This window comes from Priestia sp. YIM B13489, assembly GCF_042787645.1.
Classification (GTDB): Bacteria; Bacillota; Bacilli; order Bacillales; family Bacillaceae_H; genus Priestia; species Priestia megaterium.
Genome location: NZ_JBHZOQ010000053.1, coordinates 1205474 through 1224724 on the forward strand (window position 1 = coordinate 1205474; position 19251 = coordinate 1224724).

The 19251-nt window shown below is 35.3% G+C and carries 18 protein-coding genes and 1 pseudogene; 7 read left to right on the forward strand and 12 right to left on the reverse strand.

Annotated features, from left to right (window positions below):
* Nucleotides 1–562: 562 nt before the first annotated feature.
* Genes ACFX4W_RS12040 through ACFX4W_RS12050 form a run of 3 tightly spaced genes read right to left on the reverse strand, consistent with a single transcriptional unit; the run spans nt 563 to nt 2352 of the window.
* Nucleotides 563–715 carry a hypothetical protein gene (locus ACFX4W_RS12040; RefSeq protein WP_157842249.1) on the reverse strand — a complete coding sequence of 51 codons (153 nt, stop codon included), beginning with the start codon at nt 713–715 and terminating at the stop codon, nt 563–565.
* 45 nt (nt 716–760) lie between these two features.
* A complete protein-coding gene (locus ACFX4W_RS12045) occupies nt 761–1651 on the reverse strand; it encodes a prephenate dehydrogenase/arogenate dehydrogenase family protein (protein ID WP_043978227.1) in 891 nt (296 codons plus the stop codon).
* 20 nt (nt 1652–1671) lie between these two features.
* Nucleotides 1672–2352: an S-adenosylmethionine--2-demethylmenaquinone methyltransferase gene (locus tag ACFX4W_RS12050; RefSeq protein WP_043978224.1), complete on the reverse strand. Its 681-nt coding sequence runs from the start codon at nt 2350–2352 to the stop codon at nt 1672–1674.
* A 435-nt stretch (nt 2353–2787) separates the two neighbouring features.
* Here ACFX4W_RS12050 and ACFX4W_RS12055 point away from each other — a divergent pair, with 435 nt between their 5' ends.
* Entirely contained in the window at nt 2788–3639 is an 852-nt protein-coding gene (locus ACFX4W_RS12055) for a MurR/RpiR family transcriptional regulator (RefSeq protein WP_043978222.1), read from the forward strand.
* Nucleotides 3640–4383: 744 nt separating this feature from the next.
* The gene (locus ACFX4W_RS12060; protein ID WP_043978216.1) at nt 4384–5682 is read left to right on the forward strand and encodes a CitMHS family transporter; all 1299 of its coding nucleotides are present in this window, start codon (nt 4384–4386) and stop codon (nt 5680–5682) included.
* A gap of 258 nt (nt 5683–5940) precedes the next feature.
* Here the strand turns inward: ACFX4W_RS12060 and ACFX4W_RS12065 are convergent, their stop codons facing one another.
* A complete protein-coding gene (locus tag ACFX4W_RS12065; protein ID WP_043978213.1) occupies nt 5941–6408 on the reverse strand; it encodes a hypothetical protein in 468 nt (155 codons plus the stop codon).
* A gap of 95 nt (nt 6409–6503) precedes the next feature.
* A complete protein-coding gene (locus ACFX4W_RS12070; RefSeq protein WP_043978210.1) occupies nt 6504–7949 on the reverse strand; it encodes a DHA2 family efflux MFS transporter permease subunit in 1446 nt (481 codons plus the stop codon).
* A gap of 563 nt (nt 7950–8512) precedes the next feature.
* On the opposite strand from ACFX4W_RS12070, the gene ACFX4W_RS12075 reads away from it, so the two are divergent.
* A complete protein-coding gene (locus ACFX4W_RS12075) occupies nt 8513–8707 on the forward strand; it encodes a hypothetical protein (protein ID WP_043978207.1) in 195 nt (64 codons plus the stop codon).
* 405 nt (nt 8708–9112) lie between these two features.
* Here ACFX4W_RS12075 and ACFX4W_RS30715 read toward each other — a convergent pair.
* From ACFX4W_RS30715 to ACFX4W_RS12095, 5 genes and pseudogenes are all read right to left on the reverse strand, one after another.
* Nucleotides 9113–9262 (reverse strand): annotated as a pseudogene (locus tag ACFX4W_RS30715) (SF0329 family protein); the annotation flags it as partial.
* Between the two features lie 97 nt (nt 9263–9359).
* A complete protein-coding gene (locus ACFX4W_RS12080) occupies nt 9360–11057 on the reverse strand; it encodes an MFS transporter (protein ID WP_280560078.1) in 1698 nt (565 codons plus the stop codon).
* A 135-nt stretch (nt 11058–11192) separates the two neighbouring features.
* Nucleotides 11193–11825, reverse strand: coding sequence for a TetR/AcrR family transcriptional regulator (locus ACFX4W_RS12085; RefSeq protein ID WP_043978201.1), 633 nt, complete (start codon nt 11823–11825; stop codon nt 11193–11195).
* A 357-nt stretch (nt 11826–12182) separates the two neighbouring features.
* A complete protein-coding gene (locus ACFX4W_RS12090) occupies nt 12183–12335 on the reverse strand; it encodes a hypothetical protein (protein ID WP_377559423.1) in 153 nt (50 codons plus the stop codon).
* 144 nt (nt 12336–12479) lie between these two features.
* Nucleotides 12480–12713 carry a hypothetical protein gene (locus ACFX4W_RS12095; protein ID WP_043978199.1) on the reverse strand — a complete coding sequence of 78 codons (234 nt, stop codon included), beginning with the start codon at nt 12711–12713 and terminating at the stop codon, nt 12480–12482.
* Nucleotides 12714–12974: 261 nt separating this feature from the next.
* Here ACFX4W_RS12095 and bioF point away from each other — a divergent pair, with 261 nt between their 5' ends.
* The 4 genes from bioF to ACFX4W_RS12115 all read left to right on the forward strand — a co-directional run bounded on the left by bioF (nt 12975) and on the right by ACFX4W_RS12115 (nt 16392).
* On the forward strand, nt 12975–14153 hold the full coding sequence (gene bioF, locus ACFX4W_RS12100) for an 8-amino-7-oxononanoate synthase (protein WP_043978196.1): 1179 nt from the start codon (nt 12975–12977) through the stop codon (nt 14151–14153).
* Nucleotides 14150–14896 carry an alpha/beta fold hydrolase gene (locus ACFX4W_RS12105; protein ID WP_043978194.1) on the forward strand — a complete coding sequence of 249 codons (747 nt, stop codon included), beginning with the start codon at nt 14150–14152 and terminating at the stop codon, nt 14894–14896. Before bioF ends, ACFX4W_RS12105 begins: the two co-directional genes overlap by 4 nt.
* A complete protein-coding gene (gene bioC, locus ACFX4W_RS12110; protein ID WP_043978191.1) occupies nt 14889–15713 on the forward strand; it encodes a malonyl-ACP O-methyltransferase BioC in 825 nt (274 codons plus the stop codon). Before ACFX4W_RS12105 ends, bioC begins: the two co-directional genes overlap by 8 nt.
* Before the next feature lie 418 nt (nt 15714–16131).
* Nucleotides 16132–16392 carry a YnfE family protein gene (locus ACFX4W_RS12115; protein ID WP_235567333.1) on the forward strand — a complete coding sequence of 87 codons (261 nt, stop codon included), beginning with the start codon at nt 16132–16134 and terminating at the stop codon, nt 16390–16392.
* A gap of 325 nt (nt 16393–16717) precedes the next feature.
* On the opposite strand, the gene ACFX4W_RS12120 is transcribed toward ACFX4W_RS12115, so the two are convergent.
* Nucleotides 16718–17920, reverse strand: coding sequence for an iron-containing alcohol dehydrogenase (locus ACFX4W_RS12120; protein WP_165574793.1), 1203 nt, complete (start codon nt 17918–17920; stop codon nt 16718–16720).
* Between the two features lie 344 nt (nt 17921–18264).
* Nucleotides 18265–19155: a LysR family transcriptional regulator gene (locus tag ACFX4W_RS12125; protein WP_043978181.1), complete on the reverse strand. Its 891-nt coding sequence runs from the start codon at nt 19153–19155 to the stop codon at nt 18265–18267.
* Nucleotides 19156–19251 lie beyond the last annotated feature (96 nt).

Genomic DNA, 19251 nt, shown 5'->3' on the forward strand with positions numbered 1-19251 from the left:
GCGCTACTTAATAAAAGAGGATTTCTAACGTAGCTTTTATATTTTAGGGAGAAATGCAAAATCACTTATATAAGAATTCACACACATATAATTCTAGTTGTTTGAATTGAGGTTACAGTTCTTCCTGTAACCTCTTTTATAATTCCTTACCTGCAATTATCTTTTATATAAGTGTCATATGAGATATTTTTTAATTTCCACAAGTTTGATCATAGGAAGCAGCCTTTCTAATTCCTGGGCCGTTGGCTACCAACACTATCTTATTTTTAAACATAACGTTTACATCTCTTTTATTGTCAAGCTCTGGAGAATTACTATATTTGCGTGTTCACTCATCTTACTTGGCCTTCTTTACTATCTTTTTTAAGCGGATTTCCTAAACCTAAAAGAACTCAGTTAACAGCTAAAGTAGAAGCTGGATTATAACAACAGATAATTTCAGAAAAAATTTTATGGTTTTGTAATTTCACGAAAGTTTCTCTTGCCTCCCTTTCTGTGCTAAATTCAAACATGATAATATTATTTTCTCTTGAATAAGCATTGATTACAGTAACCACCCACATTAAAAATCTCCTAGGGCTGTTACAATTAAATTTGATTCTGATAAATGAATATCTCTGGAATTCTTATGAGTAGCTGCTATACTTGTAGACTTATTTGGAATAAACCCCTTTTCTAACCAAATAGAACCGCTTTGAAAATTCCATGTTCCCAAGTAAATCTCCCCGTCTCTTATTATTGATATAATAGATTAGTTTATTTAATTGTTTACAGTAGCATCTTCTTTACATGCTTTGATAACATCCAACCAATGATCTGGCTTTTGTCCTTTAAACTTTTCTTTTAAATTAAATGAAGCTAATGTTTCTAATTTACTTTTTGCTGCTTTAGACATAACAGAATTTAAATTAGAAGCCTCTAGCATTTGAATAGAGCCGTCTAACTCAATTGATCTTCTTAATGCATGTATAGAGGTTCCAGTTACCAATCGATTCATTGTTTCTCTAAAGCTCTTACTATCTAAAGTTTCACTAATAGAATCTAGGACTAATTGTTCTACATTAAATTCATGAGAAGCTTCTAATAACTCTAGATAAAGAGCAACTACACCTTTCATATAAATACTGCGAATTAGCTTTACAGCAGAGGCATCACCAGGTTTTTCACTTACTTTAGTTATGTCCATACTGTACGGAGTCATTAAGGAAAACAGTCGATCTACACCATTACCACTTGCTGAAATAGGAACCTTATGTTTATAAACTGGCAGGGGACCTAGCATTGCGGCATCTACAAAGAATGCATTCTTCTCTTGTATATTTATGTTAATTTTTTGCTTCACGATAGGAGTGGAAGCTGATACATCTACGTAGATACATTCTTTCTTTATGAATGGTTTTAGCATCTCACTAACTTCAAGTGCTTTATCTGCGGGTACTGCTACTATTACTATATCTACTTGTTTTAAAACTTCTTCGGGTCTATAAAGAAGTTCTACTTGAGCTTGAGCAGCTCGTTCTTTAATTTGTGGACCATATGTAGGATGGTCTATCATAACATCATGAGCAAAAATGGTTTCTAAACCTTCGCCTTTTAAGCCAACTGATAACTCAAAGGCCGCCTCTCCAAATCCAATAAAACCTAATTTCACTTTAAAGCTCTCCCTTCTGTTTATAATCCATATGCTTTCATCTGTTCTCTTAACCATGAAGGCTGAATGTTACCTCCAGATTCACCTTGCAGACGTGCTCTTTCAAATGCTTCAATCGTTTCTAAACGTGTTTTCTCATACTCTAGTTTTTTTTCCGCTTTAAAAAGAACCTCTTCAATCTTTTCTTTTGGAACTACAACAACTCCGTCATCATCACCTATAATTAGATCTCCTGGAATAACGGCTACGCCTCCACAAGAAATAGGTTTATGTAACTCACCTGGGCCATCTTTAAGAGGACCATTCGGAATAAATCCTTTTGAGAAAATAGGAAATCCTGATTGACTAAGGGTCTCTTTGTCCCGAACTGCCCCATCTATAATAATCCCCTCAAGTCCAATAGCTTTAGCTGCAGCTGCCATTAACTCTCCAAGGTAAGCATTTGACGTATGCCCCTTTCCATCTACAACTAGTACATATCCTTCTGTACCATCATAGATTGCCTGATGAAGAAATAAGTTATCTCCAGGTCTTAAACTTACAGTTAGAGCGGTTCCAACTACCTTCATTCCTGTAGATACAGGCTTAATTTTATAATCCATTGAGCCTGTACACCCCATTGCATCAGATATAAGAGTTGTATTAAGAAGGTTTGCTCTCTTAATAATGTCTTCAGATAATACTGGTGCTAAATTACTCACTGATATACACTCCTCTTCGATTTTGATATATTCTAATCAATGCTCTACTCAGGATAACGCTTACAAAATTAAATTGATAAAATTAGATATTGCCCCCCTATTCGCAGAATATCTACAGTTTATTTGCTGCATTTTTGAAAAAGATAGAAAAACATCGTAAAAAATAACAAAGTAATAAAAATTACTACATTTTTTATTTAAGTAATATTTATTACTATAATCTTAAATGTATCTTATCATCGGTACCTAATAAAGTAAATCTATTTTTGTAAATAAAGCACAGGAAAAACATATCCTAAGCTTTATTACTTAGAAGAAACATTTTTACATAAAAAAGTAAACATGCTAAAATTCAAGTAAGTATTGTGATAAATACTTTTTATATGCTTAAAAAAATAAAATTTACAATATAATCTGTTTAATTGGAGCGAAGGTATGGAAAATCCAATATTAAAATTAAAAGATAATATCTCACAACTAACAGAAACTCAACGGAGAGTAGCAGACTATATCCTTAAAAATCCTGTCGATGTAGCTTTTTTAACAGTTGATCAATTGGCTTTGACAGTAAAAACTAGTACGACCACGATAATGAGATTAGCTTTTAGTCTAGGCTATTCTGGATATGCAGAATTTCAAAAAGGACTTCAGGAGCTTTTACGTAACAATGCTGCTCCTCAAATCAGATTAGAAACAAATTTGAAGGGCTTAGATGAGAGTGATTTGTGGATGCGCTGTGCAGAAAGTCAATTCAATAACATTCAATCAACAGTAGAAATGATTTCTACAGAGAGCCTAAATAAAGCGTTAGAAATGATTGTCTCTGCAGACCGAATATTTTGTACAAGCGTTAGAAGTGGTTTACCCGTGGCACAGCATCTATCTTTTGGGCTTAATCGACTACTCGGAAACTGTGAGCTAATTGTCTCTGACTTAAGTGATTGGGTGGATAAAGGAATTACTTTAACTTCTAAAGATTTAGTTATTGCAACCTCCTTTCCAAGGTACGCTAGAAGAACTGTTGAGTTTGTAACAGCTGCCAAAAGTAACGATGCCAAGGTCATTTCAATTACCGACAGTTATTCTTCTCCTTTAGTTAAGTACTCAGATTTAGTACTGACTTGTAGCTCGAGTAGTATCGCTTTTCATAATTCACCTATAGCGTCGCTACTTGTGGCAGATTATCTTGTAAGTGCGATAGCTATAAATTATCCAGAAAAGACAAAGGATCGTCTCGATAAAATCAATTCAGTCCTTACAAAAATTAATTATCATTACACTGATTAAATTTACGAATGTGGTAAAAGCATGAAATATCGAATGTATAAAATAATTCGATATTTTATGTTTTTACCACTTTTTTATGTTTTTACCACTTTTTTATTTTTTTAATTAAGTCTAATACTTCCCTTTCACTTTTCATTTCTATAAAAAAACGTTTACTTTTCATTAGAAGCCATGATAGTATACTTTTAAATAGTCACAATTATTACAACAATTAAATGAAAAGTAATAATTATTACTTTAAACGAAGGGTTGTAATAATGAATATAGTTAGTTCTGTAAAATCATTTTTAGATATCATCCGGAGATATCTGACTGCTCCCCTACTAAGATTACAAAGTGACTATAAGTTTATTAATCCTAACACTTGTATTTTGCTTGTTAACACGCAAATGATGAGAGCACTACCTTTGGTTCTAAGCAATCATCAACAAAAGATTTTAGTAAAGGAGTGATTAGTTAAAGAAACACGAGAATAGAAAATAATCTATTAATGATTCTATATATACAGTGGGCTTAAGGGGGGAATTCACGATAGATTTTTTGTAAACCCTTACATTTGTTCTGATAACAGATTTTAAACCAATAATATGTAAAAAAAGCCAATTGTTTTTTACTAATGAATGATTGTGAAAAGCAGCTTTACAATAAAGAATGATAGTTAGATAGTTTCATGAGAATTGAAAAAGTATGACATTAAAGATAAACAAGAGGGAAAATGAAAGAAAGTTCTAGAGGGGGTATAATATGTTAACATTTTTAGGTTTTTCGATGATTGTAGTATTTATGTATTTAATCATGAGTAAGCGCTTGTCTGCCTTTAGTGCATTAACAGTGGTTCCTATTGTTTTTGCTTTATTGGGCGGCTTCACTGATTTAGGGCCAATGATGATGAAGGGTCTTGAAACCATTGCTCCGACAGCAATTATGATTATCTTTGCCATTCTCTATTTTGGGGTGTTAATTGATACAGGATTATTTGATCCTTTAGTAGCGAAGATTATAAAGATGGTTGGCGGTGATCCTCTAAAAATTGTAATGGGTACTGCAGTACTTTCTTTAATAGTTGCTTTAGATGGTGACGGTACCATTACATATCTAATTGTAGTAACTGCATTTCTCCCGCTATACAATCGATTAGGTATGAATAAACTTATTCTAGCCTGTATTCCTGCATTAGCAATGGGTGTTATGAATTTGACTCCCTGGGGTGGTCCTGCTGTACAAGCTACGGCGGCTGTAAAAGCAGATGTAACAGACTTGCTATTACCACTTATTCCTTCTATGATTGCAGGAACTATCTGGATTTTAGGGGTTTCTTATTTCCTTGGACGACGCGAGCGTAAAAGACTTGGAGTTATCAATATAGATACAGAATTTAATAATGAAATTGCTGCAGCTCTTGATGTAGGAATGGATGCATCAATAAAGCGTCCAAAATTATTTTGGTTTAACTTAGTTTTAACACTTTTACTTCTTACTGCTTTAGTTCTAGGGTTCTTACCATTACCAGCTTTGTTTATGATTGGATTTGCTATCGTGATGATTGTTAATTACCCAAATTTACAAGATCAAAAGGAACGTCTGCATGCTCATGCAGGGAATATATTAACGGTGGTTTCCATGATATTTGCTGCAGGTATATTTACTGGAATTATAGATGGAACGGGTATTGTTAAAGCTATGGCAGATACTTTAATAGCAGTTATTCCTGATGCTCTTGGCCCAAAATTAACAGTAATTGTCGCCCTTATAAGTATGCCATTCACATTTTTTATGGCAAATGCTCCCTTCTATTTCGGGATTATTCCTATTATGTCTGAAACGGCTGCTCACTTTGGCATCCCTCCACTAGAAATTGGTCAAGCTTCTTTACTAGGGCAACCCTTGCATCTATTAAGTCCACTTCAAGGTTCTATTTATGTCTTAGTAGGACTCCTTGGCATTGATATAGGTGACCATATTCGCTTTGCTGCCAAGTATGCCATTGGAACAGCGTTAGTTATGACGTTTGTGGCTGTATTATTTGGAATACTATCTATATAAATGATTTATGGGAACATAAAAAAGAGAGAGCTGATTCTTCAAAACAGCTCTCTTCTATATATTTAACTTTAAATTACATTAAAGATTGAAATATAACATAAGCAAATCACTAATCAATCATGACTGATACAGTATCTCCGTTTGTCAATTTGATCTCAACAATTTGGACATCAAATTCATGTTCAATTGCTTGAATAATAAGGAGATGTCTATATCCGCGAAATTAAAAAAAGGTGTCTACCCACTTAAGTCGTTAAATTAACTAAATTTTTTCGCCTTTTCAAATAAATACTGCACTCCATATAACAAATATGCTTTGTAATGAAGGTAGATAAAAAATTGAAAATGATTTAATCGGTTTAGACCTACAATTTTCAACCTTTTAAGAACATCAATGAAGTAAAAAGCAAAGATTCCATCAACTACAATATTCAGTAATAAAAACTTCTTAAAGTTTCCATACGAAGATTTAAGCAGCCACATTGAAAGTGGCATATAAGGTCCAATACTAAAAGGAAGTTCATCTTTTATAAACGAATCTTTTTTATCATAAAATCTCCACCACTTCCTCTGATGCCCATACAAATGATTAATAATTTCAAAGATAATAATAAAAATCCCTGCTAACGAATAACGTCTCATGCTGCGTTTTCCTATAAATAACAACGATAACCACGGAATCGCTATTATAGATAGGTTAAATCCTAAGTGTTTTCTTGATATCATAAATGAACTCACCTCAATGTACTTTATCTAGTTCTTCTTATAGTGTCCGCCTATTACAAAAAAAACACAGACCATCCAATGGTCTGTGTTTTTTATTAATGTGCTTTTTGTTCCACATTGACTCTCTTGATAAAGAACGAGATAACCAATCCAACAATGGAAACAATGATCGCAAAGACGAACGCATGCTGAACACCGTTGGTGAAGGCAAGAACCTGGTTTAATGGATCCATTTTATTTGATACCGTCTCAAGGAAGCTTCTTGAACCCGATGACAGAATGGAAATTCCAACCGCTGTTCCAATTGCGCCAGAAACCTGCTGTAAGGTGTTCATAATCGCCGTTCCATGCGGATACAGCTCAGGTGGAAGCTGGTTTAAGCCATTTGTTTGAGCTGGCATCATAATCATCGAAATGGCGATCATAAGCGCAATGTGCAGAGCAACGATAAATCCTGTTGATGTTTCTAGCGTTACAGTTGAGAAACCATACATGGTGCCTGCTACAATCACAAGTCCAGGGATAACTAACCATTTAGGGCCAAAACGGTCAAATAACCCGCCCATAACCGGTGAAAGAATTCCGTTAATCACTCCTCCAGGAAGAAGCATTAGGCCCGCAGCAAAGGTTGATAAAGCTAGTGATGTTTGTAAGTATAGGGGTAAAATCATCATCGCAGACAATAGTACCATCATACAAACTAGAATTAGCAGAAGACCGATTGTAAACATCGGATACTTAAAGGCTTTAAGATCTAACATTGGCTCTTCCATCTTCGTTTGACGAATAGAAAACGCAACTAACGCAATAGTTCCAATCACAAGAGTTAGAATAACCTGTAGACTTCCCCAGCCCCCGCCTTCTCCGGCGCTGCTAAATCCAAACACGATTCCGCCAAAACCGATTGTTGAAAGAACAACAGAAATCATATCGATTTTTGGCTTCGTTGGTGTGGTAACGTTCTGCATAAAGAAAGCTCCAAACACTAAGGCAACAAATAACAGCGGAAGTGAAATCCAGAAAATCCAGTGCCATGTTAATGTTTTTAAGATTAAGCCTGATACAGTTGGTCCAACAGCTGGCGCAAACATAATAACAAGACCGATAATCCCCATTGATTTTCCACGTTTATGCGGCGGGATAATAACAAGAATCGTGTTAAACATAAGCGGTAAAAGTAAAGCAGTTCCAACGGCCTGCACGACACGGGCAATCATGAGTACCCCAAATGTTGGTGCAATAGCCGCAATAAATGTTCCAATAATGGAGCAAATTAGAGATGCTATAAAAAGCTGTCTGGTCGTAAACCGCTGAAGAATAAAACCTGAAATAGGCACCAAAATTCCTAACGTTAACAGATACCCTGTTGTCAGCCACTGTGCGGTTGTTTCGTGAATGCCAAAGCCAGAAATTAGCTCTTTTAACGCCATATTTAAAGCTGTTTCACTAAATAAACCGATAAATCCAGCAATAAGAAACGACGTTATAATCGGCAGCACTTTGATATTAGAGCTTTCGGCTACTGCTTGTTGATTACTCATATTAAATTGTCTTCCTCTCTTGTACATACTCTTTTTGGTGAACATTTTTCTATCTCAATGATAGGTTGATTAGCAGACAAACAATGCATATTGATATAAAGATTAGGGATAAGTTTAAGGCATTATGTTGACTAAGCTTTTTCTTTCTCTTCTCTTTTGACCGAAGTGCTTTTTGTCTTCTAAATTCGTTTCTTTCCACAGATACCTCTCCATTTCATTTCTAAATCAACTTTAGAAACCTTCCTATGTAAACTAATTTCCACTCATAATATGGAATTTTTAATAAGTAAGTTAAAACGAAATAGAACTATAAAATGAATTTCACTCTACATAACAGGAATATTGTAACACAGCTATAAGTACTGTTTCTATCTAAAATATACTAAATACCAATAGCTATATACCTAACTTAGTGCCCTGTGACAATTAAAATTTGTTTCTGTTATATGATTTTTGTTCCGTTTGCCCTAACAAAACACAACTAACTTTTTAATCATCAGTCAAAAGAAATAGTATCAGAAATGAAGTAATAGTAAAAATTGATACTATGGAGGTGTTTTCTTATGAAAAAGTATGAAGTAACATTTCATCTAATTAACGGTGAAATAAGTCATTTAGTTGAAGCTAAATCACTTATTCGTGCAAAGAACTACATACAGTATAGGTTTGAAGATAAAAGTAAAATATTGGATTTATCAAATGAGTTGGTCATTGTTAAAAGAAACGTCCAATACTTTACAGTAGTTGAAAAAGAATAATTAGCTATGTAAAAGGACGTTATCTACAAAAGTAATGTCCTTTTCTATCCATACAATATCTTATAGGGTAGTCTCTTTTTTCCTATTCTAGTTCTAGTCACTAAAATTTTTCTCCGACTTGAAGCCAAAATAGATTTTGCGCCCTCTAAGCGTACCTTTAATTTAGTCTACTAATTTTTCTTTTTTGGATAAAATTCATTATTTCATACTTTTTAGATAAAGTAAGAAACAAGCTAAATACATGCATTTAATGTGCAGACAAACGCTCTCTGAGGAAATTGTTTTTTGAGACAAACAACTCGAATTCACATACTAAATTCATCTAAACAAAAGGCTCCATCAAATTTTAATATTGATATTAAGCGTAAAAACAGAACTCCCTATTTTATGAAAGCTCTGTTTTGTTTATTCACTATTATGTATATTTTCTGCGTCACAACGTAATTTATAAAAATCCTGAACTAATGTATTTTCTTCTAAAATGAATTCTTTCATTTTACGTAAAATTCTTTTCCCTACACGGCGGTCCAACACACACAATATTTTTATTAACAACATATCTGCAAAGCGTACATGTAGAAATTAAAAGAGCAAACTCACTGCCATGCGAGTTTGCTCTTTCAATTCTTCACTCAAATTGCTCGAGTTTAACTTATTGTCCTATATCCTTCATCCTTTTAAGAGCTTTTCTATATTCTTGATCTCTCATATGCAGCATTTTATCAGCAGAAGGTTTAGGCTGACCAAATTTTTTTAAAGCTTCTCTATACTCGCTGTCACCAATGACTTGAGTTGAAACAGCCTCTTTAAGTGAACGTTCAACAACGGGAGTAGCTTTTTTATTGGGAAGCTCTTCCGTACTCAGCTTTTCTTTATGTGTTTCTTTGTCATGCGGCTTATGAGCCAGCTTGTGGCCTTTACCTGTTAGGAACATCAAAAACGAAAGAACTAATACTACAATGCTCAATACACACGAAAACGTAGAAAATGTATGATACGTAATGATTTCAGATTTTACATGTAGAGATTGAGTGAAATTTTCTTTACTAGCCACCTGGCTCTCTGCGCTTACTGTTGCAAGGTGATCTTTATACACCTTTGCAAAGACGATACTGCTGATTACAGGGATGACCGCAGATACTGTAACTCTTATAAATTGAACCGTGACCATCCGAGGGACTAAACTTGGTAGCGGTCCGCCTAAAGCAGCACCCATAAGACCTGCAGCAACTGTGAACCCTACTCCTGCGATTAAAGCGGTAAAGCTGCTAACAAAGAGGAAAGCAGAAACATGACCGTCTACATACATCCACTGTATGTTCACTCCCATAATAATGACCGCTCCTATAATCCCTAATACGCCCGGTCCAACTTTATCGTATAATACGGCACTTAATATGGCGGCAATTACTATTCCAGCAAAAAGCCCGATATAGATCAATGAAGTGTCTCCTTTATCAAAACTAGATTCACTTTTAAGCAATCCTTGTAGAGATAAAAGAGTTAAACTCATACTAATATTGCCTATAATAGCAATTAAGATAGCGAGAGCTGGTTTTCGAGAAGCCACTAATCTAAAGGGAATTAAAGGATTTTTAATATGCCATTCTGCTGCGAATAAAAAGCATAGAAAAATGATGCTTCCCACTATGCCTATCCAAACATAGGTAGATGCCCATCCTGATTTTTGGAGATTAAGTAATGTAAACGTAATAAATGCAGTAACCATAAACATTAATGCTGCACCGATGATGTCAAACGGTTCATGATGCTTGTGCTGTTGCTTGGCGTGATCATTTGTTAAAAATTTGTAGCTGAAGCATATTCCCAGTAAGGAAAGGACGGCTGCTATATAGAATAACCATCTCCAGTGTCCGTAGCTGTTCACTAACATTCCGAGAAAAATGCCCACAACGCTAGATCCATAAAATCCGCCGATAAGAATCAGTAATGCCAAGTTCCGCTTCTGAATCGGAAAAGAAAGAACCAGCATTGGAATCATCATCATAAGTGCTAAACCCGTTCCTGTTCCTTGTAAAAAACGACCAATGCCCATTCCTAAGAAGCTGTTAGAAGCAATGCTTACAATAGCTCCTATAAGAAATAAACACATCGAAAGAACATACGTCCTTCTCTCCCCTAGCTTATGTCGAAGGATAGGTCCAAACGGAATACAAAATGCAAAGCTTATAACCCCTATTAAAACCGGTGTTATCGAAATATAAGATTGATCGTTGAACGTTTGTTGGAGAATTTCACGTATAGAATTTAATGACGTGTTTAACATTAAACCAGGACCAATAGCTAAAACTGCCAGTAAGGAAATCCCCCAGTGTTTTTCTATTTTCATACTACAATTCCTTTCTGCTTTTCATGATTGTAAAAAACTAAAAATGCGAAGCTCACGTTTCTTCCAACCATCACAGTAGCTAGGATAAAGAAGAAAGATGTTTATCCGCATTTGAACAAACTAAAAAATAAAGCTTCAGTAAGGAAGCTTTATTTTTTTTTCTAAACCTGCCACTCGAATTGGTCCTAAAAGCGTTAGGCTGGTTAATTTTTCAGCCATAAATGCAGGGCTAAATTTCATATCACTTTCTAACCAAGAACAAATGACACCTATATGAGCTGATGTGATATAGCTAATCAGAATATCTTCAGGGATATCAAGTCCACCTTCTGCTTCTCCAATCGAAGAGATTAGCTCTCCATACACTCTTTTCTTTACAATTTCCGTCATATGACTTCTAAATTGAGGTAATCCTCGATCGCTTAGCATAACTTTAAAATAATCGGAATGGTCATAGATGAATTCAAAAAGCTTTAAGAAAGAAACGGATTCATCATTTTCTTCTACTGCTGCGGAATCCTCATTATTTTGTTTAGGCTTTACTTTCTCTATTAGCTCTTCTAGAACTTCATTCATACTCTGCATGAGAAAGTCTTGTTTATCTTGGTAATGCAAATAAAATGTTCCCCGCGTTAATTCCGCTTTTTCCGTAATTTCTTGAATCGTAATGGACGTGACGTCTTTCTCTTTAAGAAGTTCGACTAAAGCGTCTCTTAAGTATTTATTTGTTCTTTTTATCCTAGGATCTACTTTTGTTTTTTTAGACATCGTTCGTCTCCTTGTATAACTTTTATTGAGTCTCAGGCATATGATTATGACTTGTATAGGTGCAGCCATTTAGACCTTTTCTGGTGATTAACTATTTAAACTGCCCTGTATCATCAGCATACATTCTGCACATGATGTAAACTAATGAACATTATGTATATTAAGTCTCACAAAATATAGTCAATCTGTCAATATCAAAAACTGATTAAGAACGAATCATTTCGTTGTTAGAGATGTATGGCGTGAACGTACGAGCAAAATCTTTTGTAATGAAAGAAAAAGAACTGAAAGATATAAGTGGCGATGTAAAAAGTGCTGGGTTTTTATAAGCTGGAGATTAGACTATTGAGGCAGCTTTCACATAGCAAACTGATCAAATAAATGATGATTTTGCACAATGAATGTTTGAAACTTTCCGATATATGAATCTGCTTGTTTAGATACCATCATCTTAATCGGATCAAGCAGTTTTTTAAACAAAACAGCATGTCCAAGCCGATTTTCAGCCATAAATCCATTAATTTAACTAAGCTAAAAAGAACCGGCTCCTTACTGTTAGCGATAGATAGAAGGTTAAATAAAAAAGAAGTCGCCTTTTGGTAACTTCTTTTTTTACTATGCATATGTGATTAAAACAAATAACATATAAGTGTTTTATTTTTCACTATACTCCTCAGCAGGTTTTCGTTTATGTTTCTCACTAATAATTTTTTTGTTCAGTATCCTTACCTCACCCACCATCAGCAGCCTCATATCTTTTACAATATATTTTGCTAATTCTTCATCAGAGATATCATCACCCTCAATATCGAGACGAAATTCCTGCCCTTGTATTCCACCGCCATTAGTAAAATCGACTTCAAAGTCAAAAATGACCCTTTTATCCATGTCTAATCCACCTTACTTTATTTTAATTACCTAATATATATTCGGTTTAAGAAAACAAATTCCCAATCTAACTATCTAAGGTTGCACGTCTACTCATAAGATTCAAAAAATGAACTTTAGTAGGCTATGTGGCGACAATTATCTAGTATCTTTTCTTTAAATTATTTTATCTTGACACTATTCTAAAGGCGTGATTAGATATAATTGTTAACTTTAAATAAATATAAGTTAACATATATTTATTTCGGTGGTGAAAGTGTATTGAATTGGGAAGAAGATATTAAGAGAGAACTTGCCTATTTAGATGAAATTTTTCAAAAACGGCACCTTGTTACTACAGAATTTGCTGAACAACCATGGCTTACAGTCAATGGACATAGGATGTTGAACCTTGCCTCTAATAACTATTTAGGCTACGCGGGAGATAAGGGGCTGAAGAAAGCAATGAGTGATGCTGTGATGACATATGGAATAGGAGCAGCAGCTTCACGCTTAATAGTAGGAAATCACTCTCTTTACGAGAAAGCAGAAAAAGCACTTGTTAATTGGAAAAAAGCTGAGGCAGGACTTATTATCAATAGTGGTTATAATGCAAACCTGGGAATCATCTCAGCCTTGGTTCCGCGTAACGGCTTCATCTTCAGCGATAAGTTAAATCATGCAAGTATCATTGATGGCGCCCTACTGAGCCGCGCAACACTTCAACGCTATCGCCATAACGATATGAACCACCTAGAAAATCTATTAAAAAAAGTTCCCTTGGAGTCACGGAAGTTAATTGTAACAGATACTGTTTTCAGCATGGATGGTGATTTTGCCAAGCTCGAGGATCTTGTTAAATTAAAAGAGCAATATAACGCAATGTTAATGGTTGATGAAGCTCACGCAAGCGGTGTATACGGAAAAAATGGTGAAGGATACGCTCATTTTCTTGATCTGCAAGATAAAATTGATATTCAAATGGGAACGTTTAGTAAAGCGCTAGGGTCATTTGGAGCTTATGTTACCGGAAAACAGTGGCTCATAGATTATTTAAAAAATAGAATGCGAGGATTCATTTATTCAACTGCTCTTCCCCCTGCTATACTCGGTGCAATAACGGCTGCGATTGAAAAGGTGCAACAAGACACAGAGCGTCGCGCACTTCTTCAACAACATGCACTATTTTTTAGGAAGGCACTTACATACGAAGGATTTAACACATGCAAAAGTCAATCTCAAATCATTCCAATTTTGACGGGAGAAAATAAAAGAACAATGCAGTTTGCAGAGCGTTTACAGAAAGAAGGAATTGCTGCTATTGCAGTTAGGCCTCCTACTGTTCCTGAAAATAAAGCAAGAATTCGTTTTACTGTAACAGCCGATCATACTCGAGAAGATTTAGATTGGGCCATAAAGAGAATTTCTCTAATTGGAAAAGAAATGAGTGTGATTCAATGAAACCATCCACTATTATAATATTTCCCGGATGGGGAATGGAAAAAGCAGCGTTTCACCCAATCATAAAATCATTGTCTACTATATGTAACGTTTTGTGTACAGACTGGAGAGGTCTAAAAGAACTAAGTGACTTTAGAGAACGAGCAATCCAATTGCTTACTTCTACTCCAGGTACTGTTTATTTAATGGGTTGGTCATTAGGTTCCCTTGTAACGCTTGAACTTGCTAGTTTATACCCTAACAAAATAGAAGGACTCATATTAATCGGCGGAACTAGTCGCTTTACAAACGACGTGCATAATACATTTGGATGGGAACAACGCATCGTTGAACGTATGAAAAAGCAACTACAGCGTAATAAAGAAAAAACCCTTACTTCATTTTATAACGCTATGTTCACTAAATCTGAAAAAGAAGAAGAATTTCATCATCAATTTATGGAAGTTGTTCAGCGTGATTATCAAGGAGACAGTATGTACTCCCTCCTTACAGGGCTGGATTATTTACTCCAAAAAGATGTTAGAATGCAACTTAATCAAATTCAAACTCCTTGTTTGTTGATCCATGGAAAAGATGATCAAATATGTTTACCTGAGTCTTCTTCTTTCATAGCTGAAAGAATTGGTGGAAAAGCGCAGCTGTGTATTCTAGAAAAAGCTGGCCATATTCCTTTTTTTACAAAGCCTCAGCACTGTACGCAACTTATAGAAAAATTTCTCGAAAAGGAGCTCATTTATGATTAATAAGCAACTTTTAAAGAAAAGGTTCAATAATCATGCTAAAACTTATGATGCTTATGCCGATGTACAAAAAAGCATGGCAAACCAGTTAATAGCTCAGCTTCCCACCAATTTCTTTAACCAGAAAATAGCTATTCTTGAAGTTGGCTGCGGCACGGGTTATTTAACACAATTATTGTGCGAAAAATTCCCTAAGGCTGCTATTACAGCAGTCGATTTGTCATCAGGAATGATTGAGTTAGCAAAGAAAAAAGTAAGGGAAGATCGAGTTTCTTTCATATGCGGAGATATCGAGGAACTAAGTATAGCAAGACATTATGACCTTATTATTTCGAATGCAACATTTCAGTGGTTTAATAGTCTTCATACGACAATTAAAAAATTGTATAAACAACTTAAGCCTACAGGCAGCTTACTATTTTCAACCTTTGGTAACCGTACATTTCAAGAGCTTCATTCATGCTACAGCCATACGAAACAAAAGCTTGGTCTTTTCAATAACAGTTCACCTGGCCAATCGTTTTTTTCTCTTGAAGAGTTGTCTCAAATTTGTGAACAAGCATTAATTCCATTGAGAGAGCATCCATTTAAACTATCAAAAATGGAGAAACTAGAGATTCAATACTTTCCGACGGTTCAGGCATTTTTTACATCAATAAAAAAAATTGGAGCAAGTAACAGTAACGAGGAAAGCTACTGTCAACGTCCTTCGTTTTTTCGTGAATTAATCAATCTATATGAAAATGATTATCGTAATGAGAACGGAATAAAAGTAACTTATCATTTTTTAATATTTAATGTTACAAAAACAAACCAATAGCTAATCCTGCCCTGGCTACTCTCTAGAAGTGATGGATTGCAGCTAAATTAAAAAGCTTAATACAAGAAAGTATTTCATATAAAACCTCGCATCATCTCATATCAATTTCTATGTGAAAGAGCACGCTTCTTCATACTGTTAGTTTGTTTAATAGGTTTTTGCTCAATCGCCTCTTCTATTTGACATATAAATTTAAGAAAATAACGCATATTATAAGCAATCCGTCCTTCCCTTTGCGGGTGAATGGTCTCTCCTTCTCAATAAAGAAGGTTTTCTAAAAGCACCCTTTATGGGTGCTTTAGTTTTCGGATGTATAATTTTAGAGGGTTAACACAATATGTATAAAGGGAAAGTGTCCCTTTACCTTCCCAGTGTTTCATATTTCTGATCTATGTATTACTTCAAAAATGTAAGGAGAATGATAAGCGTGGAAGAATTAAGACGGTATGTTGATGTTGTTAAGAAAAATATCGAAACTATGAAAGCTCCTGATTACGAAGGGAAAGAGAGGGATTTAGAAAACCAGCAAGAGGAACTAGAGCAGTATGAGCGATACCTTAAAGCAGAAAGTATCTCACCTGAAGGTTTTGATGGAATTGTGGATGCTGCTGTAGGTTATGCATCTAAAGATATCTCTTTTTCAGAACTAGAAGAAGTGTATAATCAATTAACTAAATAGTATTTTGATAATGGATGCCTGTTGAATTACGTGACATACGTATAATTACGAATATAAAAAGATATATGAAAACTTAAAATAAAAAGAAGCCTTAGTCTTTAACAAGGCTTCTTTTTGGAGTTATTTTCTGGATACGTTTTATATTAACTAAAGGCGTATATCATACACTATTTAAAAATAGATAAAGCTTTTGTTCCTAAACTCCCCCCATCAGTAGACACAGACTAACAATTGGGGTCCAGTTCATTTTATATCTGTTTTTATTATCTTTTTTGTTTCCTTTTTCATAATAAGTGGATAACCCTTCTCGGTCCCTTTCCTTCCATTACTTCAAGCTCTCTACTCCAAAATCCCAATTTCGATCTACGCGGTTAAAATAAGCTTGTTCAAGAATTTGCATATAATCAGTCTCCGTAATTAAACGGACGTTACTTGGTGTTGAGTTGTTTTGCATGGCCAACCTTACAATGCTCGGAAAGTCTTCTATTTTTACACCCTCTAAATCTTTCAATTTAGGAATGTTTAATGATTCTGTTAATTCTATAATCCCTTGAATTAATTTTTCAACAGCTATTTCATCTGAATCTGAATCTTTGGCAAAGTTCATATACCTTGCTAATGTGGCATGTAATTGCTTATTCTCCATAGAATTGAACTTTAATACATATGGTAAAAACACTGCGTTGGCAACTCCATGCGGGGTATCATAAAGTCCTCCAAGCGCTTCTGCCAAGCAGTGTACTGAGGCAACATCTGCAGATCCAAAACAAAGGCCTGCTAAGAGACTTCCTTCCAGCATATCTTGACGAGCCGCTTCATTTTTGCCATCGCGGAAAACGATAGGCAATGCCGAAACAATGGTTCTCATTGCTTGAGCTCCGAGCGCTTGTGAAATAGGATTTGTTACTTTACATGTATAACCTTCAATCGCATGAACGAGTGCATCAATTCCAGTAGCTGCAGTAACAGAAGGCGGAAGACTTAATGTTAGTTCAGGATCAAGAATCGCTAAGACAGGTCTTAACAAACTATGTTTGAGTGTCATCTTTCGGTGTGTAGATGCTTCCGTAATAACAGCAGAACGAGTAACCTCTGAGCCCGTACCTGAAGTAGTTGGAATACAAATAACTGGTGCAATGTTTGAATACAGAAGTCGGCCGTCTGCATAGTCAGATGGTTCCCCGCCGTTTGGACCGCACAGTGCAATAGCTTTTCCAGTATCCATTGCACTTCCGCCACCAATGGCAACAACTGCATCTGCACCAAATTCACGAAATAATTTTGCACCTTCCAAGCAATTTGCATCTCGAGGATTTTGTTCAATGGAGTCGAATAATAATACGCGATAACCAGAAGCCTCAAGAGCCGTTATAATTGGTGAAACTAGTCCTGTACGGACCACACCTGGATCACTCACAATTAAAATGGATGAACCGATATTTAGAGATTTTAGCATTTCTGGTAATTCTTTAGCTTTTCCCGTCCCTACCTCAATTTGAGTAGAACAAAAATAGTTATAGGATTTCATTTATACCCCTCCCATTATCTAAAATCAAATACATCTCTTAACTGAATTTTAACCTTCTCTGCACTTAGCAGATTCAACTGTTAGGCTGCAGGTAACTTATACTTATGGTGGTTTAGGCAATACACATACAGAATAGTAATGTAGTAGAGAACATAAATAAACTATATGTATATCTAACAAACTTCTTATCATATATAATACAAGCCCTGCCCCAATCATTACAGATGAATATTTAGATTGTTACTATCTAAAAAACTGATTAGCAACCTCTACACTATGTAATTAATTTATTTATGCAAACCCACCTTGGTGTTCAATAAAAATAGCTTCAAATACTAATCCCCTTAATGATCCAGTATTACTTCTCTAGTTACATCTAAAAAAGCACTCAAAGCTGGAGACACCCATTTGTCTTTATGCCAGACCAGCTGAGTGACAATTGGAAACTCTGGACCTTTCCATCTTAATACACTCATACTCCCTTCCTCTATTTCCTTCTCTACTGCTAGCTTAGGTAGTGCTGCTATTCCAATTCCAGCCATTACACATTTTTTGATAGCTTCTATATCACCAAGTTCAAGATCACATAACGGTTGAACCGCTGCATCAACAAGTGACGCTTCAAATATATTTCGATAATCGCATTTCTCAGTAAAAAGCAGCGACTGACCATCTAGGTCCGCGGGTCTTACTTCAGATTTATCGGCTAAAGGATGATTTGGCGGGCTTACTATAACAATAGGTTCCGCGACAAGCTGCTCGGCAATCAGCTTATCCGAGTTAATGCGAGTCATAGATATTAAAACAGCATCTATGAGACCTTGAGCAAGTAAATCCTCAAAATCATTTTCAGAAATTCCAGGTCGAAAAATCAGTTTCACTTTAGGAAAACGAGCTTGAAATAGTTTCAGCAAAGCTGGTAAGCGATAGGTGCATTGGGTTTCTGAAGCACATATTGTTAACGTCCCGCTAGGCTCTTCATTCCCACCTACAGTCTCCTTTGCCTCTTCGGTTAAATCAAGCACCTTGTCCGTATATAGCTTAAAGCGCTTTCCAGCGTCAGTTAAGATAACTCGCTTCCCCAACCGATCAAAAAGTTGGACAGCAAGTTCTTCCTCAAGAGATTTAATCTGAGCTGTTACACTTGATTGAGCATAGTGAAGGATTTCAGCTGTTCGAGTAAAGTTTAGTTCTCGAGCAGCAATTTGAAAAATTTTTAACTGTTTGAGTTCCATAGTTTTCTCTCCTAAATCATTTTCACCAATAATAATATTATTCTAAATATATCATTTCACTCGTGCTGCTTGTAAACGTAATGTCTTTCATTACTA